Source organism: Maricaulis sp. (assembly GCF_048269565.1).
In the GTDB taxonomy this organism is placed as follows: Bacteria; Pseudomonadota; Alphaproteobacteria; order Caulobacterales; family Maricaulaceae; genus Maricaulis.
The window spans coordinates 126,337-152,915 of sequence record NZ_JBLXIK010000003.1 but is presented as its reverse complement, the minus strand read 5'-3'; the positions used below and the strand labels follow the sequence as shown (position 1 = coordinate 152,915).

Sequence of the window (26,579 nt, the reverse complement as noted above, 5' to 3'; positions counted from 1 at the left end):
GGGTTCAAAGGGCCTGAAGGCCTATTCGGCGCTCTCGAACTGCGCCGACTCGGTCGACTCGCCCATGGCGGTCGTCGAGGAGGTGCCGCCGGTCAGGGCCAGAGAGACCTGGTCGAAATAGCCGGTACCGACTTCGCGCTGGTGACGCGTCGCGGTGTAGCCATCGGCTTCCGAAGCAAATTCGGCCTGCTGCAGCTCGGAATAAGCCGCCATGCCACGATCCTTGTAGCCACGGGCCAGTTCGAACATGCCGTGATTGAGGCTGTGGAAGCCGGCCAGGGTCACGAACTGGTATTTATAGCCCATGGCGCCGAGTTCACGCTGGTATTTGGCGATCGTTTCCTTGTCGAGATTGGCTTCCCAGTTGAAGCTTGGCGAACAATTGTAGGCCATCATCTTGCCAGGGTATTTCTTGTGCACGGCTTCGGCGAAGCGGCGGGCCTCGTCGAGATTCGGCTTGGAGGTTTCCCACCACAAGAGGTCGGCATATTTGCCGTATTCGATCGAGCGCGCGATACAATGGTCGACGCCGACGCCGTCCTTGATGCGGAAGAAGCCTTCAGGCGTCCGGCCGGCATCGAAATCGATGAAGGGATGGTCGCGCTCATCAATGTCGGAGGTCAGCAGCTTGGCGCTTTCGGCATCGGTGCGGGCAACCGTGATGGTCGAGACGCCCATCACATCGGCCGCGAGACGGGCCGCGATCAGATTGCGCTCATGCGCCTGGGTCGGGATCAGCACCTTGCCGCCCAAGTGGCCACACTTCTTTTCCGAAGCGAGCTGGTCTTCGAAGTGAACGCCGGCAGCGCCCGCCTCGATATAGGCTTTCATGATTTCAAAGCAGTTGAGCGGACCACCAAAGCCGGCTTCGGCATCGGCGACGATCGGCGCGAACCAATCGCGCGTCACATTGCCTTCGGAGAATTCGACCTGGTCGGCGCGTTGCAGGGCACGATTGATCTTGCGCGCCAGCTCGGGGCCGGAATTGGCCGGATAGAGTGACTGATCGGGATACATCGCGCCGGCGACATTGGCGTCGGCAGCAACCTGCCAGCCGGACAGATAGATCGCTTTCAGGCCGGCACGGACCTGTTGCATCGCCTGATTGCCCGACATGGCGCCGAGCGCATTGATATAGGGCTCGGTCTTGAGCAGGCTCCAGAGCTTTTCGGCGCCGCGCTCGGCCAGCGTATTGCGAATCTGGACAGAGCCGCGCAGCTTGAGGACGTCCTCGACGCCATAACCGCGCTGGATACCGTCAAAACGGTCGGCAGCAGCACCGGGAACCAAATCTTTGAAGCTTGTCATCTTTGTCACCATAACTGTGGGAGTTGAATTGCCCTCATGGTGTCAAACGGCAGCAGGGGTGTCGATAACGCCTTCCATATAAAGCGGACACGATGTATACTAATTACATTGTCATGATGTCATCTTGTCATTTTTGGTACAAACCATGAGCGAAGCCCAGCCCCTCGAGAAGATCTTCGCCGGCGCCCGCCTGCGCCGTCTGCGCCGCGAACGCGGGCTCACCCAGGCCGAGGCTGCCGCGGCACTCGGCCTGTCACCAAGCTATCTCAACCTGCTGGAACGCAATCAGCGCCCGGTGACGGCGCGCGTGCTGCTCTCGCTCGCCGACGCGTTCGACGTGGATGTCCGCGCCTTTGCCCAGGAATCCGACAAGCAATTGCTGTCCGACCTGCGCGAGGCTGCCGCCGACCCGCTGCTCGCCGGCATGGAGCTGGACCGGATCGAGCTCAACGAGCTGGCCGATGGCCACCCCCGCGTCGCGGAAGCCTTTGCCCGCCTGTATCAATCCTATCGCGAGACCAGCGCCGCTACAGCCGACCTGGCCAGCCGCATGAGCGGCCCGGGCTCGGCCCATGGCGGCCCGGGGGCCGTGCTGGAAAGCGTGCGCGATGCGCTCGATGCACGCCAGAACCATTTCCCCGAACTGGAAGAGGCGGCCGAGGCCCTCATCCGGGAGACCGGCATCAAGCCACGCATCTGCGAGAGCGCCCTCACCCGGCATTTGCTGGAGCGCCACGGCTTCGCGGTACGCGTTCTTGACGAAACCATCATGGCCGGCGCGCGCCGCCGGCTCGACTTCCACGGCCGCCGCCTGCTGCTCTCCGAAGCGCTGCCGCCTGGGTCACGCTCCTTCAACATGGCCGTCGTGCTCGCCTCGCTGGAACTGGGCGACACGCTCGATGCGCTGTGTGACGCCGCCAATCTGCCCAATGACGAGGCGCGGCGGCTCTACCGCATCGGCCTGGCCAATTATTTCGCCGGCGCCGTCCACATGCCCTATGGCGAGATGCTGAAAGTGGCCGAGGAGACGCGTTATGATGTCGACCGGCTGCAGCGGCGCTTCGAGGTCAGTTTCGAGCAGATCTGCCACCGCCTGACGACGCTGCAGCGCCCCGGCGCGCGCGGCCTGCCCTTCTTCATGATCCGGGTCGACCAGGCCGGCAATGTCTCGAAACGCTTTGGCGGCGGCATCATGCCATTTGCGCGCTCGGGCGGCGGCTGTCCGAAATGGAATCTCTATGACGCGTTGAGCCAGCCGGAGCGCCTGCTGGTACAGGCCTTCGAACTGCCCGATGGCAAGCGCAATCTCTCGATTGCCCGCGGCCAGGTCAGCCCGGCCCCGATCGGCCAGCGCCCGGTGATCCACGCCATCGCGCTGGGATGCGACTGGGCCCATGCCGACAAGATCGTCCACGCCGACGGTTTCGAGGGTAGCCGGGTGCAGCCGGTCGGCATTGCCTGCCGTCTGTGCGAGCGCGAGGACTGTGCCCAGCGCGCCTTCCCGCCGCTCAATCGCAAGCTCCATATGGACCTGCACCAGCTGCGCGCCTCGCCCTATTCCTTCGGGGATGACTGAGCCAACCGTTGGTTGAAATCGGCCATAAACACGGTTTCCCGTGACTTTTCCGTCAGATACGTGGAGGGTAGCCCCTGTTGGCTTGCGGGTGACGCTGCGGCTTTGCAAAGCAAGGACACCCCATGAAACCCGAACAGCCGCATAACCGCGCCGCCTTCCTGCTGGCCACCACACTGGCAATTGCCAGCCTCGCCCCGATCGCAAGCTGGGGCTATGGCACCATTCGCGGCATGGGCCAGGATGCCGAACATGCCCGGATCACACGCCATGCGCTGGCCTGCGGCAATGGCCGTTCGGGCGATGCGTGTTTCCAGCCCGATACGCTCGACAGTCTCGCCGGAGCTGAAGGCTCCTTCGGTGCCGTCGGCGCTCCGGATCGTGGCCGCGGCATGCTCACCTCCCACGCCCATTGCAGTGCCGGTGACTATATCGATGTGCCCGGCTATCCGCGCAGCGCCGCCGAGGCACAAGCCTCGCTGACCGAATGCCGCGACCAGATGATGTCCAATCTCGACCATGCAGTGCTCGATGCCGCCGCCCTGCTTGATGAGGACGGCGATATCCGCGGCAGCCAGATTCCCAGCTATATCGATTGCGTCTATGCCGGCAGCGAACATGGCCGCGCCAAGTGCAATATCCTCGCCCATCTCGGCCTGATCCTGCATGCCAGCCAGGATTTCTATTCCCATTCCAACTGGGTCGACCAGCACGACCCGGCCCGCCCCGTTGGCCTGGAAAATCCGCCGGGTCTCGGCCAGACGGGCCGCGCGCCCTGGCTGGACCTGCGCTTCGCCAATCCGGCTTTTCCGGCCGGGCTGATTTCAGGCTGTTTCGATATGGCATCCTTCGTCAATGAGGAGGAAGGCTGCCTGTATGGCGATCAGGGCCGGCACAGGCTGCGTCATTTCGATCTTGCCAAGGATACCGGCCCGATCGATCCCGTGATCGGCGTCGGCCATCTTCGCCGCGGCACCGTCGGGGAGAATTTCCGCCGCAGCGTCGAGGCCGCGATCGAGGACAGCGCCGATAAATGGGCAACCCTGCGCGAACGCCTGCTGGCGACCTATGGCGCGGAAGACGGGGCGATGATGATTTGCGCCATCACGCACGACGATCCGACCGACGACTGCTAGCGATCCTTCCCGGCCTGCCCGCAACACAAAAGGCCCCGTCATCGCTGACGGGGCCTTCATTGTCTCTGAACCGGGCTTGAGCCCTATTCGGCCTGGCCGGCGACGGCATGGACATAGGCCATGCGCACATCCCCGTGCTGTTCCTGGTCGAGGCCCTTGGCGATATCCTCGTCCTGCTTGGCCAGGGTATCGAGATCCTGGTCGGCATAGTGGAGCACACCCATATCGGCGTAGGCGGCCTGGATTTTCGGTCCCCAAAGCCCGATATCCTTGACCACCGGCACGATGCGCTGGAACAGCATGGTACGGAAAAGCTTCATGATTTCCGACTGGTCGGCCCAGGCAACGCATTCCTCGACCGGCAGGCCCATCACTTCAAACACTTCGCGAGCCTGGAAGCGGTTGCGCATGTGATAGCAGGCCTCGACCAGGAATTCCTCGCGCTCGTCGCGCTCGGCCTGGGTCAGTTGCGGGTAGTAGTCGCGCAGTGTCAGACGGCCAAAGGCGACGTGGCGCGCCTCGTCTTCCATCACATAGGCGTTGACCATGCGCGCCAAGGGGTTCTGGGCCATGTCGCGGATCGTGCCGAAGGCGGCAAGCGCCAGACCTTCAATCACGACCTGCATCGCCAGATAGGTGAAGTCCCAGCGGCTGTCACGCAGCGCCTGGTCAACCAGTTGCTTGAGCGGATCGGTCATCGGATAGGCGACACCGAACTTGTTCAGCAAATTCTTGTAGGCCTCGACATGGCGCGCCTCGTCCATCACCTGGGTGGAGGCATAGAATTTCGCGTCGAGATCAGGAACCTGCTGCACGATCTTGGCGGCGCAAATCAGGGCTGCCTGCTCACCCTGCATGAATTGGGAGATGTTCCAGGACTGGGCATGGCGGCGGAATTCGCGCTTCTCGGTCTTAGTCATCTTCTCCCACATCGGGGACCCGAAGATGGCGATGCCCTCATCGGGCAGCTGCATCGGATTTTCGAAGTCGAGCTCTTGCGTCCAGTCGATGCGGCTGACCGCATCCCACTGCATGTCCTTGCCCTTCTGGTAAAGGTGCATGAGGGTCGTACGCCCCTCATCATAATCCCAGTCGAAGGTGGCGTTGAACCTCTGGTCAATCGACCAGTTCTTGTCGAGTTCCGGAAGCGGATACAGTTCGCGCAGTGTGCCCATGACGTCATTTCTCCCTAGATCCGGCTTATATCCGGTATCGATTGGCTCACCCTGATCGAGGCCGACAACCAGGGTGAACAGCGTTCACTCTCCTAACATGGTTCAATTTCGCCGTCTTGGCAAGGGAAAAGGCGAAAAATCCGGTTTGCCCCCTATTCGGCGGGCGCGATCCCTGACGGCGCTGCAGGCGCGCTATCGGCGCCGGTTGCGGAACCGGATGTTTCGCCCTCGCCCTGCCGTGCACGCCAGCGCGCCTTGATCTGTTTCGAGGTTGCGCGCGATCCGTCCGGCGACCAGCCCGGCGGAGCCAGCAGATACATCATCGCCTCGCGGGGTGATTTGGCGTGGCGCATGTCCTTGAGGATGGCCAGCCATTCATGGACCGCGACCTTCAACGGGTTATAGGTACCGATATTGCGAACAATCCCGTAGCGGCATTTCTCGTCCTCGAGCTCGGGCTGGAAGGTCCCGAAAATCTTGTCCCAGATGATGAAGACACCGGCATAATTGCGGTCGAGATAGACCGGATTGGTGGCGTGATGCACGCGGTGGTGCGACGGCGTGTTCATCACCGCCTCGAACCAGGGCGGCATCTTCTTGATCGCCTCGGTGTGGAACCAGAACTGGTAGATCAGGTTGAAGCCCGAGACGATGCCGATCACCAGAGGGTGGAAGCCGATCAGGATCATCACCGAACCGAGCCAGAGGAATTTCAGCGTCAGCGGACCAAGCCAGGACTGCCGCAGGGCCGTGGTGAGATTATAATGCTGCGAGGAATGGTGGACGATGTGATCGGCCCAGAACCAGCGCACGGTGTGACCGAACCGGTGAGCCCAGTAATACATGAAATCGTCGAACACGAAGGCGACAGGCCAGACCCACCAGGCGAAACCGATATCGAACAGGCGGAACTGGTAGACAAACATCGCCCAAGCCGTCACCAGGCCGGCAAACAGCACGCCGGACACCGTACTCCCAAGCCCCATCAGCAGGCTTGATGCACTGTCGCGTGCCTCGAACTGGGTCGAACCGGTAAGCCTGGCGTGGATCATCTCGATCGCCACCAGAAGGATGAAGAGCGGGATCGCGTAATAGACCGGGTTGAAAGTCTCTACAAAAGCCGGAACGTCCATAATCTACTCCTGCATTGCATTGAGTTTGTCGGCCCAGAAACGGGCCTCGCCGGCGTCGGCGAACGCCATGGTGAAGGGCGGAAAGGTGAAGTCATTCAGCCGGACTGTCAGCCGGGCATCGTCCGCCAGCCGCGCTGCGCGTACCAAGCCGGGCTCGATATAGCGGATGACAAACTTGTCGCCCTTCGACTTCAGGAGGCCGATTCGCCGCCCGCCGCTCTCCTCGACCAGCGCCGCACTGCCGTCATCGGCCAGGACACCATTGCCGGCGCGGAAGCCGATCGCGTCGGTATCGAGCTGCTCGATGGCCTCATCCAGACTGGCAATCCGCGCCGGTTTCCCGAGACGCAGGAGAACATTCAACGCGACCATCGCGGAGATGCCCGCGAAGGATCCCAACATGACCCAGACAAACGTCATCAACGGCTCCACAAACGAATAAGGGCGAAGGCTATACAGCCTTCGCCCCCATTCAAAGCGAAAATTGAACGCTGTTTACCCGCGGATACGCAGGGTGATGCCATAGGTCCGTGGATCGCCCGGGTAAGCATTGACGCTCGTTCCGAGATAACCGACCGACGGGAAGGCACCCTTGACGTAATCCTGTTCAAACAGGTTGCGGCCCCAGAGCTGGAGACCCCAGCTGCCATCCTCGGCACCGATGCCGAAGCTGCCATTGACCATCGAGAAACCGTCCTGGTTGGCGAAGGTGCGTGGATCCTGCGAGGTGGTGAGACCAAAGCTGGAGATATTGGTGACTTCACCGCGCATGAAGGCTTCCATGTTGTCGCCAACGGCCCAGGTATAGGTACCGGTCAGCGAGCCAACGAATTCGGAATTGCCGCGATCACGACCGGAGAGGTCATTGAACAACGCCGTCACGCCGGCCGTATTGGTCCGCTCGGCACCGATTTCACACAGGGCGTAATTCGGATCGCCGGCATCCCAGACGCCAACACCGTTAAACGTATCCGGGCAAGGGGCGTACTGGTAGTCGCCATACTTGCTTTCAAACAGATAGGTGAAGCCGCCGGTGAAGACGAGGCCCGGGGTCGGAGCCCAGGTACCTTCGAACTCGAGACCGGAGACCTGGATCGAGCCGGCATTCTCGAGGGCGAAGCCATTACCAACAAAGTTGTTGGTCTGGAAGCCTTCGATTTCCTGATCGAACAGGGCCACGGCGTAGACGAAGTGGTTGTCGAACAGCGAGCCCTTCGCACCGATTTCGAACGAGCTGGAGGTCTCTTCCTCGAACTCGAAAACGCCGGTGAAGGCTGCGTTGGTCGAAACGTTGAACCCGCCTGGCTTGAAGCCCGTGGCGTAGCTCGCATAGACATTCAACGTGTCGGACATGTCGTAGGACAGGATGATATTGCCCGAGAAGTTGGTGTCATTACGCGAGGTCGGGAAATCGGACGCATTGACCGGCTCCCAGTTCTGGAAGGCCGAGAAGCCGAGCAGCGGATTGTAGGCCGTGCCCGCCAGATAACCTGGCAGCGGCGAGGTCGGATCGATCGGGGCACCGCCCGGATACTGGGTCAGGCCCTGACCAAGCAGGACAACCGGCACCAGATAGGCACAGGCATCGCCGCCGATGACCGGATAGAGGCCCGGGTCACAGAAGCCCGGCGCCACCAGACGCAGATCCTGCGCCAGGTCGGTGAAGCTGAAGGCCGACATTGGATCGGGCTGATCGATAACCGTGGTCATCGACTTGTCTTCGTTGGAATAACGACCACCAACGGTGACGGTGAAGTCGTCCGTCACGTGGAAGTCGAGCTGACCGAAGAAGGACCAGGCCTCGGTGTCATACTGATAGTCTTCCGAGATCAGGCCGTGGGTCGTGGCAATGAAGCCTTCGGTCGGGGTGGTCGGCAGGGCCGAAGTACCCGAAGCGAGCGGCACGAAGTTACCGACGCCGGCAGCCTCATTCATGTCGAGGAAGAATTCGAGCAGCGTGATACCGCCGGTGCCGGCTGGAAGGCCGAGGCTGGCGACGAGGCTGGCCACGGACGGGGCCGAGGCTGCGTCGAAGAAGTTCCGGGCATCGGCGCCGTAAGGGGTCGAGTTCTGGAAGCGCAGATTATTGTCGTAATAGAAACCGCCCACCATCCAGTCGACGGTGTTGTCACCGGTCGAGGTCAGACGGAATTCCTGGGTGAAGCTGTCATATTGATTCTGGATATGACGGGCGCTGACCAGATCGAGATCCGAGAAGTCGGCGTCGAAATTCTGGTCTTCGTCATAATTGCGGAACGCGGTGATGCTGGTGAAGGTGATGTTGTCGAAGTCATGATCCAGCTGGAACGAGACACCGGAGGTATCCAGCACCGTGTTCAGATCACCGTCAATCGCGATACGGCCGCCATGTGGATCAGCCGGAACAGCGGTGCCACCGAGGCCGACAATCGCGCCCTGATCGATTGGATCATAATAGGCGAACGGTGCGGCGCAGCAGTTCTCGTCGATCGTACCGTAATCACCAATGATGCGGATTTCGGTATTGTCGCCCGGGTTCCACAGCAGCTGGGCCCGGTAGCTCTGGCGATCGCGGTTATTGATGTCGCGGCCGTCTTCGGCGGTGATGTAACCGTCATTGGAATGCGTGGTGGCGTCGAGGCGGAAGGCCATCGAATCGGAGAGCGGGCCGGTCACGGTGCCGCGCAGGACGCGGGAGCCGAAATTGCCGATCGTCACTTCACCGGTATAGCCGAACTCGTATTCCGGCTTCTGGGTGATGATGCTGACAACACCAGCTGGCGTGTTGCGGCCGAACAGGGTCGACTGCGGACCGCGGATGACTTCAACACGCTCGACCGAGAGCAGGTCATTGATCGCCGAGCCGGAGCGCGGGCGATAAACGCCATCGATGAAGACGCCAACCGAAGGCTCGAGGCCCGGGTTGAAGCTCGAAGTGCCGATGCCGCGCAGATTGAACTCGGTATTGGTCGAGGTCGCGAACTCGGAAACCCGCAGCGACGGGACCAGCATCTGCAGGTCGGCCGCGTCGCGGATCTGTGACTGTTCGATTTGTTCGCCCGTGACAACGGCGACCGAAACCGGCGTATCCTGAAGCGTTTGCTCGCGCTTTTGCGCCGTGACGGTAATGGTCTCGACCTGCGCCAGAGCGCCGGAGACACCAATCAAACCACTGAGAATTGCCGTTGTGCCCATGACAACGGCTTTTGAGAACATTTTCATCGGAATTTCTTCTCCCCTTGTGACGCGGTTTTTTTTAACCAACCAATCCGCGTATCTACCCTCCATTTGAGCATCATGGCCGCAGGCTGTCAGCCCGTTTTTCCCGCTGAGGCAAAAAAGTGTCGCAGCTGATGCAAGCATACCGCACTTGGCAATTTTCAGGCCCGGGCCTGCGAGCCTCTTTCTTCCTGCCCGGACTCTGCTAGGCTGCGAAGTGAACAGCGTTCAATTTTCTGACTCTGGGGAGAGAAATGAAAAGAATTTTCATAGGCTTGGGTGCGATTATAGCCACCCTTATCCTGGTCACCGCGGGTTGGTATTTCCGCCCTTGGTCCGAGTACTCGCCGGCTGAAATCCAGGCCGCCACCCAACCGGAGCACCTCGCGGAGACGTTTCGCGATATGGACGATGTTTTCCCCTACAGGGTGATTTCTGCACGGGAATCTTCGAATCCCCTGCCCCGCGATGTGCGCAATGATCCGGTCTCATTCCGGTTCGATGGCCGCGAACGGACCGTCGGTGACTGGCAGGCTGACGCAGATTCGACCGGGCTGATCGTGATGCATGACGGCGTCGTGGTGCACGAGAGCTATCTGCTCGGCTCCACGCCTGAAACGCGCCACACCAGCTGGTCGGTCGGCAAGAGCTTCGTCGCGACCCTGATCGCGATGGCGATGCAGGACGGCCATATCTCCAGCCTCGACCAGACCGCCGAGATGTTCGCGCCGCAATATGCCGGCACCGATTACGGCGCCACCACCCTGCGTCACCTTCTGATGATGTCCGCAGGGATGGATTTCGAGGAAGACTATAACGCGCCCGGCTCCGATATCCGCCGCCTCTTCCTGGGCGCCAATATCTATGGCCAGAATATCGATGCGCTGGTGGCCGAGGTCGAACGCAATCGCCCGGCCGGCGAGGATCTGCACTATGTCAGCGCCAATACCCAGGTGCTCTCGGCCGTCGTGCGCGGTATCTATAACGCCCCGCTCGCCGAGGTCGTCCAGACCCGGATCTGGGAACCGCTCGGCATGGTCGGTGATGCCTCATGGAACCAGAATATCCAGGGCGATAACGGCATGGCGATCGGCTATTGCTGCCTCAATGCCCGCCTCGAGGACTATGCCCGCATGGGTCAGTTCTATCTGCAGGACGGTGTCTGGGACGGCCAGCGCCTGCTGCCCGAAGGCTGGGTGACGATGGCGACGCGCCCGAATGCCCCCTTCCAGGAGGCGGGGCCCGCCTCGGTCTATCCGCATCGCGGCTATGGCCTGCATTTCTGGGTGCCCGACGATCATGACGGCGAATACTTCATGGCCGGCGTCTATGGCCAGTATGTCTGGGTCGATGAGCGCCGCAATATCGTGATCGCCCGCACCGCCGCCGATACCGCCTGGACCGGGCGCACCGCGGAATCGATTGCCGCCATGCGTGCCCTCGCGGCACATTATGGCGATCCCGTCACGGCCCCGGAGGACCTGCCGGGCGAAAGCGAGCCGGACAGCCAGACGCAGACCGGCGAGCTGGCAGATGGGGAGTCGGGCGATGAGTGAGACCCAATACGACTACATCATCTGCGGTGCCGGTTCGGCCGGCTGCACGGTCGCGGAACGCCTGTCGCGCGATCCCTCGGTTTCGGTCTGTGTGCTCGAGGCCGGTGGCTCGGACGACAGCCCGGTCATCCGCACGCCGATGCTGCTGCAATTCGCCGTCACCGGCGAGGAATTCAACTGGGGCTATTGGACCGAGGAACAAAAGCATCTCAATGACCGCAAGCTGCTGTGGCCACGTGGCAAGACGCTGGGCGGCTCCTCCTCGATCAACGCGATGCACTATATGCGCGGCGCCCACGAAAATTATGACGAGTGGGAAAGCGCCTATGGTGCCAAGGGCTGGAACTGGGACAGCGCCCTGCCCGCCTTCAAGGAAGTGGAACACCAGACCCGTGGTCCCAGCGAGCTGCACGGCTCGGATGGCCCGCTCTGGGTCCAGGATATCGCGCCGCTCAACCCGCTGACCCAGGCCTATTTCAGGGCCGGCGACGAGCTGCAATACAAGCGCAATCCCGATTTCAACGGCCCGACCCAGGAGGGTTTCGGCCCCTATCAGGTGACTCAGAAGGGTCGCAAGCGCTGTTCCGCCGCCGATGCCTTCCTGCGTCCCGCGCTGGAGCGCGACAATTGTTCGGTGACCACCAAGGCCATGGTGCGCCGGGTCATCATCGAGGATGGCCGCGCCACCGGTGTCGAGGTTGATATCGACGGCGTCACCACCGTGCTGACCGCGCGCAAGGAAGTCATCCTGTCGGGCGGCGCGATCAATTCGCCCCAGACCCTTTTGCTCTCGGGCATCGGGCCGGCCGATGAATTGCGCGCCCTCGGCATCAGCGTCGAATCGGACGTGCCGGGCGTCGGCAAGAATCTGCAGGACCATCTCGACATCACGGCCCAGCTCTGGACCAAATCCTCGACCTCGATCGGCAATTCCCTGCGCTCGATCCCTAACCACATATATATGGTGGCGCGCTGGGCGCTGGCCGGTGACGGACCGTTCACGGTCAATCCGGTCCAGGGCGGCGGTTTCATCAAGTCTGCCTTCGCCGGCGATCTGCCGGACCTGCAGCTGGTCTTCATTCCCGCGATCTCCAATCCGCACGGGGTGGAGAAGGCCTGGGGTCATGGCGTCACCCTGCATGCCTGCCAGCTCTATCCCAAGAGCCGCGGCTCGATCACGCTCAAATCGACCGACCCTTACGAGCATCCGGCCATCCAGCCGAACTATCTCGAGGAGGAGTTCGATCTCGATGTCCTCACCGACGGGCTCGCCAAGGTGCGTGATATTCTCGCGGCACCGGCCTTCGATCATGACCGCAAGGAAGAGCGCTATCCCGGAGCGGAGATCACGACCCTGTCGGGCCTCCAGGATGATGTCCGCAATCGCGCCGAAACCCTGTATCATCCGACCTCGACCTGCGCGATGGGATCGGGTGAGATGGCGGTGACTGACGAGCGTTGCCGGGTCAAGGGCATCGCCGGGCTGCGCGTCGTCGATGCCTCGGTGATGCCGCGCCTGGTCGGCGGCAATACCAATGCCCCGACGATCATGATTGCGACCCGCGCCAGCGCGATGATCGCCGAAGACAATAATACGGCCTGATCCCGGTCGGGATCAGCCGCAGACCAACAAGGAGGCCGCGATGAGCGACGCCGAAGCGAAACAGATCGAACGCATGAAATCCCTGCTCGCCGCCCAGCAGGAGGCCTTCCGCCATGAACGCCACCGGCCGCTGGAATTGCGCAAGGCCGATCTGGCGCGCATCGCGGATCTGTGCCGCAAGAATAGCGACGCAATCTGCGAGGCGATCAGCCGCGATTTCGGCAATCGCGCCAAACAGGAGAGCGTGATCGGCGAGATCGCCTTCGTCATCCAGGATGCCGATCATACCGCGAAACATCTCGCCAAATGGGCCAAGAGCCGCAAGGTCGGCGTACCGATGACAATGGCGCCGGGCAAGGCCACCATCCGCCGCGAGCCCAAGGGTGTGGTCGGGATTGTTTCGCCGTGGAACTATCCCTTCCAGCTGGCCATGGCCCCGCTGGTCGCCGCGCTCGGTGCCGGTTGCCGCGCCATGATCAAACCGTCCGAACTCACGCCCGCCACCTCGGAACTGCTCAAAAGCCTGATCGGCGAGGCCTTCGAGGAAAACCATGTCTGCGTCATTACCGGCGGTCCGGCGGTTGGCCAGGCTTTCAGCTCGCTGAAATTCGACCATCTCTTCTATACCGGCTCGACCCAGGTCGGCCGTCTTGTCGCCATGGCGGCGGCGGAAAACCTGGTGCCGGTGACGCTGGAACTCGGCGGCAAGTCGCCGGCCATCGTCACGCCCGGCTACCCCAAGGTCAGCGCCGCCAAATCAATCGGCTGGGGCAAGTTCTTCAATGCCGGCCAGACCTGCGTCGCGCCCGATTATGTCATGGTCCCCAAGGGTGAGGAAAAGTCCATGGGCGAGGCGATCATCAAGATCGCCGAACATGAATTCCCCGAAGCCGCCAGCGATGACGCCTATACCGCCATCGTTTCCGACCGCCATTACGAACGCCTTGCGGCCATGATCGAGGAAGCCCGCGCCGGCGGTGCCGAGATCCTGCAGGCCAAGCATGACGCCCAGGCCGCCCAGGCGGCGCGCAAGATCCCGCCAACGGTCATCCTCAACCCGCCCGCCGATTCCAAGCTGATGACCGAGGAAATCTTCGGGCCCCTGCTGCCGGTGGTCGGCTATAGCGAGATCGATTCCGCGACCGGCTACGTCGCCGATCATGATCACCCGCTCGCGCTCTATGTCTATTCCACCGACAAGGAGATGGCGGCGCGCATTCTCGACCAGAGCCAGTCCGGCGGCGTTGGCATCAATACCAATCTCCTCCACCTCTCCATCCCCGACCTGCCCTTTGGCGGCATCGGCGCGTCGGGCCAGGGCGCCTATCATGGCGAGGCCGGCTTTCTGACCTTTACCCATGAACGCTCGGTCTTCGCCACCGGCAAATGGCACCCCTCACGCCTGCTCGCCCCGCCCTACGGGAAGTTCTACGAGACGGTGGCGAAGAAGCAGATGAGCTAGGCACGGGCTTGAGGCATGGGCCGGGTCACAGGACCAGGCACATGCCCCGCCCTGGCGGGCGAGGAATGGCGCGCCCCCATTGACGCCCCGGCTGAAGGGCGGAAACCTGACCCGTCACCGGAGCTGCATTGATTCGCGGCCGCAACCACCGGTGGCCGGGATGGCGCTATGGATTTCGCGGAGTTTCGTCAGCTGGTTGATGCCATGGGGCTGACCCAGGATGCGTGCGAGGAAATGGACCGTTGGGGGCATGAACATGCGCCCCGTTTGAAAAAGGCTCTGCTAGAACTTTACACCACCATCGCGGAAAGCCCTGACCTGTCGGCCTATTTTGCGGATATCGAACAACTCGGCCATGTCCGCCAGAAGCAGTATGAACACTGGCGCTCCCTTCTCACCGGCCTGTTCGACGAGACCTATCTGGAATCCGCCCGGCGCATCGGCCATGTCCACTGCTCCATCGGCCTGGAACCGCATGCCTTCCTGACCGGCTATGCTGCGGTCCTGTCCAAGCTCCTGCGCGATGCCAGCCGTCCAGCCGGCCATTCATCGGCATCTGCGGACATCGTCATTGATGCCCTCACCCGCGCGGCGCTGCTCGATATCGGGGTTGCCCTGACGAGTTATTCCGAGGCTGAGCAATCAAAGGCCCGGCATACGCGCCTGAAATTCTCCAACTCATTCCGCCTGACCATGGCGCAGACCATGACCGAGCTCGAACAGTCGATGGACAGGCTCAACCAGGCCGCAGCCCTGCTCGGCAATCCCGACGACACCCCGCAAGCGCCGACACCGGACACTGCCGAGCTCGCCCGTTCGGTCACCGATGCCAGCGCCATGGTGAACGCCCAGCTCGATGATTTGCGCGCGAGGATGGATGCCTTCATGGCGGCGGCCTGCGAGGCCTGAGGCGCAGCCGTTCCGGCTTGGGCCCGCCGCTTGGCTCCGCCCGCGATTTCGCCTAACACGGCGCCAGCCTTCCAGTCTCACAGGATACCGTCATGCACCTCCCCCTCGCCGGCAAGCGCGCCCTGATCACCGGTTCCAGCCATGGCGTTGGCCTGGCGGCGGCGAAACTGTTTGCCGAACAGGGCGCCGAAGTGGTGCTGCACGGCAATGCCAATATGAGCGATGCCGATCTGGCGGTGCGCGAGATCGGACCGCGGGCGCTCGGGGCGATCCAGGCCGATCTGTCGATGCCCGGCGCCGGACGCGACCTGGTCGAGGCGGCACAGCATCTCGCCGGCGGCAGGCTCGACACCATTATCAACAATGCCGGCATTCACTGGACGACGCCCTTCGAGGCCAGCGACGCCGAATGGGAGGCCGGCTGGGCCGGTATCCTGCAGGTCAATCTGATGGCGGTCGCCGATATCTGCCGCGCCGCCATTCCCGGCATGGTGGAGCGCGGCGGCGGTTCGATCGTCAATATCTCCAGCCGCGCCGGCTATCGCGGCGAGGACCGTGACCACATGGCCTATGGCGCCTCGAAAGCCGCCCTGCTGTCGCTGACCAAGACGATTGCCCGCCAGTGGGGCCCCGACGCGATCTACGCCTATGCCCTCACCCCGGGCTGGATCAATACCCGCATGGCGCCGCAGAACGCGGCCGGCATCGCCGCGGCCCAGTCGGAAATCCCGATCGGCCGCATGGCCGAACCGGAAGAGATCGCCGCCATGTGCGCCTTCCTCGCCTCGGGTGCCTGCCAGAGCGCGACGGGCAGCTGTATCGATATCAATGGCGCGAGCTATGTGCGCTAATGGACTGTTTTAACGAGTTAAAATAAAAGAACTACCGCAACCCCGCCGCACGATGCTCGCCGTTTTCACGGCCGGCGTAAGGGGTCTCGCCGCTTTCGCGTACCATCCATTCGATCTGGTGACGGATCCAGAGCTCGGTCAAAAAGCGCCAGACCCGCTCCGCGAAGGCTTCCGGGAGACCAAATTCGCGCGCGCAGCGGCGCACATTCGCCTGTACCGCCTCATTGCGATCGGCATCGACGACATAGCGCGGATAGCGCTTGATCTGCGCGGCCGCCTCGACCAGCGATTTGCGGACCGCCAACAGCCTGACCAATTGCCGGTCAACGCGGTCGATCTTCACCCGCACGGCGGCGAGTTCGGCCCCGTCAATCGCCCCGTCTTTCGCGGCAATCATGGAATCGTCCATTCCAGCCCAGCCTTTCCTGCCAGATAGCCATTGACCAGCGGCAGTGGCAGCGTGCTGGCGCGCACCGTCTCCACCATTTCGCCAAGCGCGGTCTGGCCATCAAAATAGCGGCGTAGCGCCACCGCGACCTCGACCATGCCGACGCTGTGCGGTGACAGGCGCAGCGCCGAAATTCCTGCCTGGCGCAGACCGTCCGGCGTCTCGGTACACAGTTGCAGCCCGTCAGACAGGGTCTGGACGCCGTTGAAGGCGAGAAAGGCCGTGCCATCGAGCGTCGAGACGCGGCAGCCATCAGGGTCCTGCTCGCAGACATAACGGCAGCTGTCGCGATTGAGCCCGTGCTGGCGGGCGTGATAGCAGCGCCCGGAATGGGCCAGCGGCAGACGTCCGAAGCCGAACAGTTCAATCTCCAGCCCCGGGCAGTGCGTCGCGATTTCGGCGATGGCCGGCAGCGACAGCTCGACCGGCGGACACCAGCGCGTACAGCCCATCTGCTGCAGCATGCTCGCCGTGCTCTCATTATAGACATTGAGGAAGGGACCGGCCGTGAACGCACCGCCGCCGCGGCTGGCCAGACCGCCGAAATCATTGAGCTCGACATGCTCGCCATCGGCCGCCAGCTCTTCGGTCAGACGCCGCTCGCGACGATTGACCGGTGAGATCAGGGTCGACCAGATTACCGTCTTGCCGCCGCGCTCGAGCCGTTCGGCGGCGCTGGCGATGGCGGCCTGGGTCAGCGGCGCGCGCTTGCCGCAGACAATCTCGCCGAGATAGACGCGCTCGACCGGGCATTCATCGGCAATGCGGGCATAGAAATCCAGCACTTGCGCCGACGGCCAGTTGAAATAGAGCGGCCCCAGGCTCAGGGCGATCGGGGCAGGTTTCAGCGCCATGTCTTCTTGTACGCTCCCACCGTGCTGCGCTGGCCTTCGGCCATGGCGTCAAGATTTGCCGTTGCCGCCGCCGCGCTGTCCGGCCGGCCAAGCGCGTCGATCGCCTGCCGGAAGCGGCGCGTCACCGCCTCGACATAGGCCTTGCCGCGCTGGCGTCCCTCGATCTTGAGGGCCGTGACCCCGGCATCGAGCAGGTGCGGCAGGACGTCGATGGTATTGAGGCTGACGGGATCCTCGAACAGATGCGCCGTCTTGCCGCCGGCCATGAAACGGCCCTTGCACAGGGTCGGATAGCCCAGCGGCTCGCCGTCCTCCTGGCGGTCGATCGTCAACCCGCCCAGCGCCACCGAGCGGCTCGTGCCCCGGCGCGAATAGCTGACCGCCTCGGGAGGTGAACAGACGCCGTCGAGATTGGGCGAACGGCCGGTGACATAGGAGGACAGGTCGCAACGCCCCTCGGTCATGACGCACATCCCGCCAAAGGCGAACACCTCGACCTCGATATCGATCTCGCCGGTCAGTGCCTTGATCTCGGGGATGGACAGGATGCGCGGCAACACCACCCGTTTGACGCCAAAGCGCTCGGCATAGAAGCGGATCGCTTCCGGCGTGCCGGCGGCCGCCTGGACCGAGAGATGCAGCCGCAGACCGGGATGCCGGTTCGCGGCGTGCTCGAGCACCGCCATGTCAGCGGCGATGACGGCATGGGCGCCGGCCTGTGCCGCCGCATCGACGGCATTGTGCCAGATCGCGACCCGGCCGGCCTGGGCGAAGGTATTGATCGCCACCATCACCCGGGCCCCGCCCTGGTGGGCATGGGTGACGGCGTCGGCCAGCTCGTCGGGGGAGAAATTGAGGCCGGGGAAATTGCGGGCATTGGTCTCGTCGCGCAGACCGCAATACACCGTGTCGGCGCCGGCCCTGACCGCGGCCCGCAGGGCCGAGGGCGTGCCCGCCGGGCAGACCAGTTCGAGCGCACCGCGGCTCATGACCGGCTCCCGGGCATCGCCGGCCGCCATGGCGCCGGCGGCAGCGGCGGCAGCGAGGGCAGCGCTGGCAGGGGCAGCAGATCGGCCAGTGTCAGCTCCGCCTCCTCGATCGCATTGCGCAGGCTGAGCACGCTGGCGGTCTCGCCCTCGATCCACAGTTCGGCGGCAAAGAAGGCGGCATCGCCATCCTCACTGCCCTGCATCAACTGCAGCAGCAGATCCAGCGGCGCCTCGATCCGCGCCTCGCACGCGACGGGCGCCGAGGCCGGCACTAGGCTGACCGAGCCGCGCGCGCCATCGGGGCTGACCAGAAAGGCCATCGGCAGGCCGGCGGGACAGATCAGGATGCGGGCCTGGCGGGCCGGGCCGAGCCGGTCAAACACCTCCGGCCGCTGCCGCGCCAGCCGCCGCAGCGACGCCGTCAGCATCAGCGCCGCCGGCTGCAGCGCCAGGCAGGCCGCCCGCGCCGCGCCGCGCCCGACCGGGCCGCGCGGCCAGTGTTTTGCGGCGATACCGCGGCTGACGGTCCTGGCATGGCGGGCAAGAAACTCTGACATCATGCTGGCTCGCTCCTCATCCGGTTTGCGCCCGGTCGGGCCCAACCTGATGCTGCAGTGATAACGCCAAGTCTTGATAAATATCAAAACATGATTCTGCGACATAGGCACGCAGCCAGCCCGTCAATCCTGCACGAAAATCTCCACGCGGCTCGCCGCTGGAGGTTTGAGTGGCCCTCCCCGACTTGGGAGGTGTGCGGGACGCGGCGAATGCCGTTTAGCGCAATAAGTAAGTGAGACATTCGAAACGTCCCGCACGTGGAGATTTACTCGGACGCCTTGCGGCCCCCGTCTCGAAACCGGAGTGGAGTCAACGGTCGAGCTTTGTGCCGCCTTCCTCTCCGGTGGCCACGCCAGCGCTCGGGTTGTCAAACCTCCGCCCGGACGAGCTCCACGCTCCCGATCGCCGCAAGTGACTGAGCTCACGCCTCCCGTGCAACCGGAACGAGGCCATTATGCGCCAGGGTGCAGGGGGTGGGGATAAGTTTGACGATTTATCGTCATCCCGACGCAAGTCGGGACCTCGATATCACGGGCTCCGCGCCTGCCATGTCGAGGTCCCGACTTGCGTCGGGATGACGTGGGAAAATTGTCAGGCGTGGGGGATAGACGGGCGATGTCGAGGGACTGGCACCTCTGGTGCCTGTCCCGGGGAGGGCTCACTTTTCCCGTGGGACGCGTACCAGAGGTACACGTCACCTCTGCACCGGGATGACGTGGGATAATGGTCGAGCGTGGGGGATAAGCCGCTGAACCGGCCCGCCGCGCCCGTCATCCTCACCGCGCCCCAAAGACGGCCCTGCGCCGGCCGACTCATGCAAGATGAATCCGCCCGGGGTTGTGCTGGCGCGTCTGCGGGGGCAGACAGGGGTCAATCGCCGTCAATTTCGGCACGCCATACCGGCTTTCAACCAGACCAGGGACGACTACAGCTTGAAAAATTCAGCACATCCGACATTCGCCGACCGCAAACAGCATGCTGCGGAGGCCAAGAAAAAGCTTCTGGAGAAATTCAAGTCCGCCCCGAAACTCGACGACCCCGAGCTGGCCGCCAAGCGCGCCGAACGCGCCGCCATTGCCGAGGCCCGCGAAGCACGCCGCATCGAGCGTGAGCGCGTGAAGGAAGAAACCAAAGCCCGCGAGGCCGCCGAACGCGCCGAACGCGAAGCCGCCGCCCTCGCCGCCGAGGCCGCCGCTGCTGCAGCCCGCGAAGCCGAGGAAAAGGCCGAGCTGGAACGCCATATCGCCGAAGAAGCCGCCAAGAAGGCCGAACGCGATGCGCGCTATGCGGCAAGGAAGAAGCGCAAGCGCTAGGGGCTGGCGCTTCTCCCCAATACTCAAACCCGCCACCACAAACGACTTCCCCCGGAGGAGCGCAGCGAATTCCGGGGCCTGCCACGCGTTGGCAGCCTGGCTGGATTCTCCTCCGGCAGACCCCGGAATAAATCCGGGGGAAGGGATATGTTGTGATGGGTGGAAAAGTGGCCAGCGGCCACACCGCCCCCTCAAAACCCATGCCGAGAACCCGGCCAGACTGGACCTGTCTCGTCAAGGGCGCGTAGCGCCGCTTCGCGGTTTTACCCTTGACGAGACAGGTCCAGTCTGGCGCCCTGCTTGGCAAGGGATTTAAGGGCGGGTCTGCGCCGCAGAGGCGCGGGCTTTCTACGACCTCGACTAGTCAGTCCTTTGGACCAGCCGCAAGGCGCCTGGCGAGGTACGCACCACCGAGGGTCAGCGCGACAATCACATAGAAAACAATCAGAATATGCTCCGCGAGGCCATCCACGACGAGCGACAGGATCGCGATCAGCAAAAACCCGACCGCACCCGCCGCGACTACATAAATGACGGCCCTCTGCTCCGGCGTGATTGTTTTCCTCCGCAAGATCCCCCCTACTCCGCCGCCACCAGCGTCTCATGCCGCCCGGCCCGGTAAACCGTCCCCGGTTTCGCCCCCGTCAGCTTGCCATTCTCGATCACCACCTCGCCGGCGACGATGGTCGCGGTATAGCCGTTGGCGCCCTGCAGCAGGCGCTGGCCGCCGGCGGGGAGGTCCTGGACCATGTGCGGCGGTTCCATCTGGAGATTGTCGAGATCGATGACATTGATGTCGGCTTTGAGGCCCTCACGGATATAGCCGCGATCGGACATGCCCATATAATCGGCCTGGGCGCCGGTGAGCATGCGCACGACGCGGGGCAGTGTGAGCTTTTCGCCGCGGCGGTCGCGGGTCCAGTGAGTGAGCATATAGGTCGGCATGGAGGCATCGCAGACCGTGCCGACATGGGCGCCGCCGTCTGACAGGCCGTAGAGCGCCTGCGGATGCTGCATCATCTTGAGGACATTGTCGTAATTGAGCTCGGTGTAATTATAGAGCGGCAGATAGATCAGCTCGTGGCCGTCGCGCTCGAGCAGGGTGTCGTAGACCATCTCCATCAGCGAGACGCCCTTGGCGCGCGCCTTGGCGGCGAGTGAGCTGTCGGCGCTTTGCTCATAATCGGGCGGATTGCCGAGCTGGAAGAATTTCTCGGCAACGAAATCGATATGCTCCATCAACATGTCGGCCAGCGGCGGCACGGAGGAGCCGGGGCCGGCGAGTTTCTCGGTCTTCTCGCTGAGGATTTGCGCCTTGAAAGCCGGGTCTTTCATTCGCTTGACCCGCTCGGCGAGCGGCAGATCGGCGATGGTCTTGTAGCTGGGATAGCCCATGAAGGGGTGGAAGGTGCAATTGAAGCCGAGGAAAACACCAATGGCGCGCGGCGCCACCTGCATGCGGGCATCGACGCCCTCTTCCTTGAGGGTCTCGGTGCGGGCGATCAGCTTGAGCCATTGATCGGGCGCAAAATCGCGCTGCATCAAGGAAAAGGAGAAGGGCCGGCCCGAGGCCTTGGCATAGTCGGCAATGATCGACCATTCCTCGTCGAAATCCTGTTCGCCGCGTTCCAGATTGAAATCGCTGACCGCCTGGACGACGCCATAATCCACCCCGTTGAAGGCCTGTGCGATGCCGGTCAGTTCGGCGCGGGTGGCTTCGGACGACGGCGTCCAGTCGCCATCGGCGCTCTTGTGGACGTCGGAGCGGCCGGTGGCGAAACCGATGGCGCCCGCTTCCAGCGCCTCGCGCGTCAGGCGCTGCATCTCGGCGATGTCGGCATCGTTTGCGGGTTCGGAATGGACCGCGCGGTCGCCCATGACATAGACGCGCAGCGGGTCGTGCGGCAGCATGGCGGCGATATCGATCGTGCGCGGCATTTTGGCCAGCGCGTCGAGATAATCGGGGAAGGTTTCCCAGTCCCAGGTCAGGCCCTCATGCAGGGCGGTGCCGGGAATGTCCTCGACGCCTTCCATCAGCTTGATCAGCTTGTCGTGATCGCCCTTGTGGACGGGCGCGAAGCCGACGCCGCAATTGCCCATCACGGCCGTGGTGACGCCATGATCGATCGAGGGACGAAGATCGCCATCCCAGCTCGCCTGGCCATCATAATGGGTGTGAACGTCGATAAAGCCCGGCGTGACGATCTGGCCCTTTGCGTCGATGGTGCGCTTGGCCTCGCCGATATCATTGCCGATGGCGGCAATGCGCCCGCCGGTAATGCCGATATCGGTCCACACGCCCGCGCCGCCCGTGCCGTCAAACACCAGTCCGCCTTCGATTTTCAGATCGAACATGACTTTATCTCCCGTAATTCTCAATTGTCCGCATCGACATTCTTGTTTGTGGGGCTGTCGCCCTTGTGGCCACGACTGTGCACCCAATCGAGCGTCCGGAACAAGCCCGCAAGGGCTCCGCCGGACACCAGGTGCCAGATGCTCCACATCGCCGTGATCGCCGCCGCGCCGCCAATACCGTCGAACTGGCTCAGCAGAATCAGCAGGCCCAGGCCGCTATTCTGAATCCCGACCTCGAAGGTCAGGGCCCGGCGCCGCGCCACATCCAGGCGCAACAGCCGCGCCGAGCCGGCCCCGAGCGCGAAGGCGCTGGCATTGTGGATCACCGCGATCGGCACGACGATGGCGCCTGCAATCACCAGGACATTCCAGTTCTGCTGCACCCCGACCGCCACCAGCAACACCAGCGACAGCAGCGAGAGCGGGGACAATACGGTGCGCATCCGCGCCGCCGTCTCCGGGAATTTGGCGGCCACCGCCATGCCCACCGCCAGCGGCAGGGCCAGCAGCAACAGGGTCTGGACCAGGAAGGGCACGGCATCGACGTGCAGCGTGTGAACCAGCGCTGCGGTCGGCGGATACAGGCTCGACCAGAACAGGATCGAAACCGGCGTCGCGATGGCCGAGCTGACGCTCGAGATGGCGGTCAGGGACACCGAATAGGCGGTATTGCCGCGCGCGAAATGCGTCAGGATATTGGAGACATTGCCGCCGGGACAGCTGGCGACGATGATCATGCCCAGTGCGACACTGGCCGGCGGCGAGATGACCAGGATCAGTCCCATCGTCACCAGCGGCAGGCCGAGGATCTGGGCTGCGACCCCGCCGAGAATGCGCACCGGCTGGCGCCGCACGGCATTGAAGTCCTCCAGCCGCAGCGACAGGGCGACGGTGAACATCATCCCGATCAGGATCACGGCGATGGCGCCGCGGATCTCGTCATTGAGGACGACGCGCAGCTCGTCAATCGCTACAGATTCCATTCACTCCGCCCCGTTTCCCGCTCAGCTGGCAGTGTGCAGGGAAACGCCCGGACGGCAAATGCCGAAGTCAGCCAGCGTTACGGTCCTGTAACGCTTTCACCAACAAAAAGGGTCGCCAAGTCTGGATGTGTCGCCTATCGTCCATCCGCACACAGAAAGACATCTGCGCGGCAGGTGGAAGCATGTTTGCGCGAGGCCCGCCGGGCAGCGGGCGTTCACGGCTTCAATGAGTCTGGGCAATCCGTGTGCGCTACAACTGAACCCGCATATCACGGTCTTTGGGGGACTGTTCATGGGACGCAAAAGATTTGACGAAATGCCGTGTGCCATCGCGCAGACGCTCAATCAGGTCGGAGATTGGTGGACGCTGCTGATCGTCCGGGATGCCATGAAAGGCGCCCGCCGCTTCAGTGATTTTCACGACAGCACCGGCATCGCAAAGAATATCCTGACGGACCGGCTCAACAAGCTGGTTGAAAACAGGATTATGGCACGTGAAGAAGTCGGCGTGCGCGGTCAGAGGCAGGAATATATCCTGACCGAGCGCGGCGAAGCGCTGTTCCCGATCCTGATTGCCATGCAGCAATGGGGCGATGAATGGGTCTATGGCGAAAAGCCGCGGCCGGTGGAGCTGATCGATACCCGCACGGGCGAAAAGCTGGCGCCGCTGTCGGTCGCCAACCAGAGCGGCGTGCCGGTGACCCGCCACGATCTCGGCGCCCGCACCGACCCTGAGACGGACGTGCCGCTCCGCACCGGGCGCGGCTGCAACTGACCACACTGCGCGCCAGCGTGGAAACCATCGACATCGACGCCGGGCTCCGCCTATCCTGCACTGGAGTTTCGGAGGGTATGATTCATGCGCGCGACCCTGAAGGCGATGGCGATCCTGACGCTGGCGGCTGGCCTGGCAGGCTGTAGCGGCTCGCAGGAGCGCAATACCGCCGGTGCCGACCGCAGCTACCAGAACCAGCTGATCGAACGCCTGATCGACGCCAGACCCGGCGATGTGATCGAGATTCCCGAAGGGGTCTTCGCCTTTGACCGCTCGCTCAGCCTCAATGTCGATGGCGTGACCCTGCGCGGCCGCGGCCCGGACCGGACGATCCTGAGCTTCCAGGACCAGGTCCAGGGCGCCGAGGGCCTGCTGGTCACCGCCGATGACTTCACGATCGAGAACCTGGCGATCGAGGACACGATCGGCGACGGGCTGAAGGTCAATAACGGCGAAAATATTATTATTCGCGGCGTCCGGGTCGAATGGACCGCCGGTCCGCGCACCGAAAACGGCGCCTATGGCATCTATCCGGTCCAGACCAGCAATGTGCTGATCGAGAATTCAATCGCCATCGGTGCCTCCGATGCCGGCATTTATGTCGGCCAGTCGCGCAATGTCGTCATCCGCCGCAATCGCGCCGAGCGCAATGTCGCCGGCATCGAGATCGAGAACACGATCGGGGCCGATGTCTACGAGAATGTCGCGACGGAAAACACCGGCGGCATCCTGGTCTTCAACATGCCCAACCTGCCCCAGCCCGGCTATCAGACGCGCGTGTTCCACAACCACGTCATTGCCAACAATACCGGCAATTTCGGCCATGCCGGCACGCCGGTCGCCAGCATTCCGGCCGGCTCGGGTGTCGTGGTGAACTCGAATGACCTGGTCGAGATTTTCGACAATGACATCTCCGACAACCGCACCGCCAATATCATCATCTCCAGCCTGCATTCGGCGGGCTATTCAGACTATTCGGTGCAGGCGGATTTCGACCCCTATCCGGAAGCCATTCACATCCATTCCAACCGATTCTCCGGCGGCGGTGACAATCCGGACGGGCTCGAGCTGCAGGCGCTCAGACTGCTGATTGGCGGGCCGCTCGGACGCCTGCCGGACGTGTTCTGGGATGGTTATCGCGACGAGACCAAGCTGGTCGATGGTGCCATGCCCGACGCCCTGCGCATCTGCCTCGACAATGGCGAGGCCGGGCTGGTCAATGCCGACGGCCCGAATGACTATGCCGCCCCGGCCATGGCTACCGAGGCCCATCGCTGCACCCTGCCCCGCCTGCCGGCGATCGAACTGGCTTCGGCGCAGTGATCGCGGCTTTCGCCTCCGGGGCGAAACAGCTCCAGCATTTCCCTTGAGACAGGCGTGCTGCCGCGCTAGAATTGCTTCGATTGGCGCGCCATCCCGGACGCGTCACATCGGGGGAGTGAATTGATGACATTGACCATGATCGCAGCGGCCTTCGCCCTGCTGTCCACACCGACCGAAACCCTGGTCGAAAACGCCCTGCTGATCGAGGCGGGCGAAATGAGCTACACCACCTATTTCAACGCCGACGGCACCTATACCACCGATGTCGGCATCACCGGCACCTGGACCGCGACCGGCGGCGAGATGTGCGTTGTGCGCAGCACCGGTGAAAGCGGCTGCCAGCCCGTCGCCGACACGCTCGCGGTTGGCGATAGCTGGGAAGGTGTCAATCCGACCACCGGCATGACCGTGACCTATACGGTCGTCGCCCGCGACTGACCGCGATTGACCGATTCGAATGCCGGAACCCCGGCCGCCCAGGCGGTCGGGGTTTCTTCTTGTGAGGCCGGCAATGCCCCATTGGCTGCATGGAGCAACCATTTGACATCGCGGGCGAATAGGCAACATGGTTAAAATCAGTTAATCCAGACAACAGGGGCATATACCATGTTCAAAGAATTCAAAGACTTCGCCATGCGCGGCAATGTCGTCGACCTCGCCGTCGGCTTCATTCTCGGTGGCGCCTTCTCGACCATCGTCAAATCACTGGTCACCGATATCCTGATGCCGGTCCTCGGCCTGATGATGGGCGGGATCAATTTTTCCGGCCTCTTCATCGCGCTCGACAGCCAGACCTATGCCAGCATCGAAGCCGCTCATGAAGCCGGCGCCGGCACGATCAATTACGGCATTTTCATCGACAATGTGATCAGCTTCATCATCGTCGCCTTCGCCCTCTTCCTCATCATCAAAGGCATCAATTCGATGAAGAAGAAAGAGGAAGCCGCGCCGGAAGCGCCCGCCGCTCCGCCGGCCGAGCAAGTCCTGCTCACCGAAATCCGCGACCTCCTCGCCAAGAAATAAGCCGGGCCATCCGGACAGAAAAAGCCCCGCGGATCGCCGGATCCGCGGGGATTT

24 protein-coding genes are annotated in these 26,579 nt (G+C 63.0%); 12 read left to right on the top strand and 12 right to left on the bottom strand.

Translation table 11 applies throughout. The features are described 5' to 3' along the window. Nucleotides 1-21: 21 nt before the first annotated feature. On the bottom strand, nucleotides 22-1,308 hold the full coding sequence (gene aceA, locus ACN0YL_RS07485) for an isocitrate lyase (RefSeq protein WP_417470568.1): 1,287 nt from the start codon (nucleotides 1,306-1,308) through the stop codon (nucleotides 22-24). A gap of 145 nt (nucleotides 1,309-1,453) precedes the next feature. On the opposite strand from aceA, the gene ACN0YL_RS07480 reads away from it, so the two are divergent. Both ACN0YL_RS07480 and ACN0YL_RS07475 read left to right on the top strand, forming a co-directional pair. Further along, on the top strand, nucleotides 1,454-2,884 hold the full coding sequence (locus ACN0YL_RS07480; RefSeq protein ID WP_417497561.1) for a helix-turn-helix domain-containing protein: 1,431 nt from the start codon (nucleotides 1,454-1,456) through the stop codon (nucleotides 2,882-2,884). A 122-nt stretch (nucleotides 2,885-3,006) separates the two neighbouring features. Beyond that, the gene (locus tag ACN0YL_RS07475; protein WP_417497560.1) at nucleotides 3,007-4,017 is read left to right on the top strand and encodes a CinY protein; all 1,011 of its coding nucleotides are present in this window, start codon (nucleotides 3,007-3,009) and stop codon (nucleotides 4,015-4,017) included. An 83-nt stretch (nucleotides 4,018-4,100) separates the two neighbouring features. Here the strand turns inward: ACN0YL_RS07475 and ACN0YL_RS07470 are convergent, their stop codons facing one another. The 4 genes from ACN0YL_RS07470 to ACN0YL_RS07455 all read right to left on the bottom strand — a co-directional run bounded on the left by ACN0YL_RS07470 (nucleotide 4,101) and on the right by ACN0YL_RS07455 (nucleotide 9,526). Further along, nucleotides 4,101-5,192 (bottom strand): ferritin-like domain-containing protein, encoded by a 1,092-nt coding sequence (locus ACN0YL_RS07470; protein ID WP_417470563.1) that lies wholly within the window; start codon nucleotides 5,190-5,192, stop codon nucleotides 4,101-4,103. 152 nt (nucleotides 5,193-5,344) lie between these two features. Beyond that, entirely contained in the window at nucleotides 5,345-6,325 is a 981-nt protein-coding gene (locus ACN0YL_RS07465) for a sterol desaturase family protein (RefSeq protein ID WP_417491770.1), read from the bottom strand. Nucleotides 6,326-6,328: 3 nt separating this feature from the next. Further along, on the bottom strand, nucleotides 6,329-6,745 hold the full coding sequence (locus ACN0YL_RS07460; RefSeq protein ID WP_417491771.1) for a hypothetical protein: 417 nt from the start codon (nucleotides 6,743-6,745) through the stop codon (nucleotides 6,329-6,331). A gap of 75 nt (nucleotides 6,746-6,820) precedes the next feature. Continuing rightward, nucleotides 6,821-9,526, bottom strand: a complete 2,706-nt coding sequence (locus tag ACN0YL_RS07455) for a TonB-dependent receptor (RefSeq protein WP_417497559.1) — start codon at nucleotides 9,524-9,526, stop codon at nucleotides 6,821-6,823. A 401-nt stretch (nucleotides 9,527-9,927) separates the two neighbouring features. Between ACN0YL_RS07455 and ACN0YL_RS07450 the strand changes: the two genes are divergently transcribed. The 5 genes from ACN0YL_RS07450 (at nucleotide 9,928) to ACN0YL_RS07430 (ending at nucleotide 15,904) form a co-directional block, all read left to right on the top strand. Beyond that, nucleotides 9,928-11,079 (top strand): serine hydrolase domain-containing protein, encoded by a 1,152-nt coding sequence (locus ACN0YL_RS07450; RefSeq protein WP_417497558.1) that lies wholly within the window; start codon nucleotides 9,928-9,930, stop codon nucleotides 11,077-11,079. After that, nucleotides 11,072-12,682: a GMC family oxidoreductase gene (locus ACN0YL_RS07445; protein ID WP_417497557.1), complete on the top strand. Its 1,611-nt coding sequence runs from the start codon at nucleotides 11,072-11,074 to the stop codon at nucleotides 12,680-12,682. The genes ACN0YL_RS07450 and ACN0YL_RS07445 overlap by 8 nt, the downstream gene beginning before the upstream one ends. Nucleotides 12,683-12,722: 40 nt before the next feature. Further along, nucleotides 12,723-14,144 (top strand): coniferyl aldehyde dehydrogenase, encoded by a 1,422-nt coding sequence (locus tag ACN0YL_RS07440; RefSeq protein ID WP_417491775.1) that lies wholly within the window; start codon nucleotides 12,723-12,725, stop codon nucleotides 14,142-14,144. Nucleotides 14,145-14,312: 168 nt separating this feature from the next. After that, nucleotides 14,313-15,053 (top strand): protoglobin domain-containing protein, encoded by a 741-nt coding sequence (locus ACN0YL_RS07435; RefSeq protein WP_417497556.1) that lies wholly within the window; start codon nucleotides 14,313-14,315, stop codon nucleotides 15,051-15,053. A 92-nt stretch (nucleotides 15,054-15,145) separates the two neighbouring features. Then, the gene (locus ACN0YL_RS07430) at nucleotides 15,146-15,904 is read left to right on the top strand and encodes an SDR family NAD(P)-dependent oxidoreductase (RefSeq protein WP_417491777.1); all 759 of its coding nucleotides are present in this window, start codon (nucleotides 15,146-15,148) and stop codon (nucleotides 15,902-15,904) included. Nucleotides 15,905-15,935: 31 nt separating this feature from the next. Here the strand turns inward: ACN0YL_RS07430 and ACN0YL_RS07425 are convergent, their stop codons facing one another. Genes ACN0YL_RS07425 through ubiT form a run of 4 tightly spaced genes read right to left on the bottom strand, consistent with a single transcriptional unit; the run spans nucleotide 15,936 to nucleotide 18,755 of the window. Further along, the gene (locus ACN0YL_RS07425) at nucleotides 15,936-16,313 is read right to left on the bottom strand and encodes a chorismate mutase (RefSeq protein WP_417491778.1); all 378 of its coding nucleotides are present in this window, start codon (nucleotides 16,311-16,313) and stop codon (nucleotides 15,936-15,938) included. Further along, nucleotides 16,298-17,206, bottom strand: coding sequence for a ubiquinone anaerobic biosynthesis protein UbiV (ubiV, locus tag ACN0YL_RS07420; RefSeq protein ID WP_417497555.1), 909 nt, complete (start codon nucleotides 17,204-17,206; stop codon nucleotides 16,298-16,300). The genes ACN0YL_RS07425 and ubiV overlap by 16 nt, the downstream gene beginning before the upstream one ends. Beyond that, nucleotides 17,197-18,195, bottom strand: coding sequence for a ubiquinone anaerobic biosynthesis protein UbiU (gene ubiU / locus ACN0YL_RS07415; RefSeq protein WP_417497554.1), 999 nt, complete (start codon nucleotides 18,193-18,195; stop codon nucleotides 17,197-17,199). The genes ubiV and ubiU overlap by 10 nt, the downstream gene beginning before the upstream one ends. Continuing rightward, nucleotides 18,192-18,755 (bottom strand): ubiquinone anaerobic biosynthesis accessory factor UbiT, encoded by a 564-nt coding sequence (ubiT, locus tag ACN0YL_RS07410; RefSeq protein ID WP_417497553.1) that lies wholly within the window; start codon nucleotides 18,753-18,755, stop codon nucleotides 18,192-18,194. Before ubiT ends, ubiU begins: the two co-directional genes overlap by 4 nt. Nucleotides 18,756-19,685: 930 nt before the next feature. Between ubiT and ACN0YL_RS07405 the strand changes: the two genes are divergently transcribed. Next, nucleotides 19,686-20,066 (top strand): DUF6481 family protein, encoded by a 381-nt coding sequence (locus ACN0YL_RS07405; RefSeq protein ID WP_417470538.1) that lies wholly within the window; start codon nucleotides 19,686-19,688, stop codon nucleotides 20,064-20,066. 364 nt (nucleotides 20,067-20,430) lie between these two features. Here the strand turns inward: ACN0YL_RS07405 and ACN0YL_RS07400 are convergent, their stop codons facing one another. The 3 genes from ACN0YL_RS07400 to ACN0YL_RS07390 are packed head-to-tail and all read right to left on the bottom strand — an operon-like array spanning nucleotide 20,431 to nucleotide 23,404. Then, on the bottom strand, nucleotides 20,431-20,637 hold the full coding sequence (locus ACN0YL_RS07400; RefSeq protein WP_417497552.1) for a hypothetical protein: 207 nt from the start codon (nucleotides 20,635-20,637) through the stop codon (nucleotides 20,431-20,433). 8 nt (nucleotides 20,638-20,645) lie between these two features. Then, complete coding sequence (locus tag ACN0YL_RS07395; protein WP_417497551.1) at nucleotides 20,646-22,421, bottom strand: N-acyl-D-amino-acid deacylase family protein; 1,776 nt, start codon at nucleotides 22,419-22,421, stop codon at nucleotides 20,646-20,648. A 20-nt stretch (nucleotides 22,422-22,441) separates the two neighbouring features. Further along, nucleotides 22,442-23,404 carry a bile acid:sodium symporter family protein gene (locus ACN0YL_RS07390; RefSeq protein ID WP_417497550.1) on the bottom strand — a complete coding sequence of 321 codons (963 nt, stop codon included), beginning with the start codon at nucleotides 23,402-23,404 and terminating at the stop codon, nucleotides 22,442-22,444. Nucleotides 23,405-23,630: 226 nt separating this feature from the next. Here ACN0YL_RS07390 and ACN0YL_RS07385 point away from each other — a divergent pair, with 226 nt between their 5' ends. The 4 genes from ACN0YL_RS07385 to mscL all read left to right on the top strand — a co-directional run bounded on the left by ACN0YL_RS07385 (nucleotide 23,631) and on the right by mscL (nucleotide 26,525). Beyond that, the gene (locus ACN0YL_RS07385) at nucleotides 23,631-24,179 is read left to right on the top strand and encodes a winged helix-turn-helix transcriptional regulator (protein ID WP_417492648.1); all 549 of its coding nucleotides are present in this window, start codon (nucleotides 23,631-23,633) and stop codon (nucleotides 24,177-24,179) included. Nucleotides 24,180-24,263: 84 nt separating this feature from the next. Continuing rightward, the gene (locus tag ACN0YL_RS07380; protein ID WP_417497549.1) at nucleotides 24,264-25,502 is read left to right on the top strand and encodes a parallel beta-helix domain-containing protein; all 1,239 of its coding nucleotides are present in this window, start codon (nucleotides 24,264-24,266) and stop codon (nucleotides 25,500-25,502) included. A gap of 123 nt (nucleotides 25,503-25,625) precedes the next feature. Continuing rightward, the gene (locus tag ACN0YL_RS07375) at nucleotides 25,626-25,940 is read left to right on the top strand and encodes a hypothetical protein (RefSeq protein WP_417470527.1); all 315 of its coding nucleotides are present in this window, start codon (nucleotides 25,626-25,628) and stop codon (nucleotides 25,938-25,940) included. Nucleotides 25,941-26,108: 168 nt separating this feature from the next. Then, nucleotides 26,109-26,525 carry a large conductance mechanosensitive channel protein MscL gene (mscL, locus tag ACN0YL_RS07370; RefSeq protein WP_417497548.1) on the top strand — a complete coding sequence of 139 codons (417 nt, stop codon included), beginning with the start codon at nucleotides 26,109-26,111 and terminating at the stop codon, nucleotides 26,523-26,525. The last annotated feature ends 54 nt before the right edge of the window (nucleotides 26,526-26,579 follow it).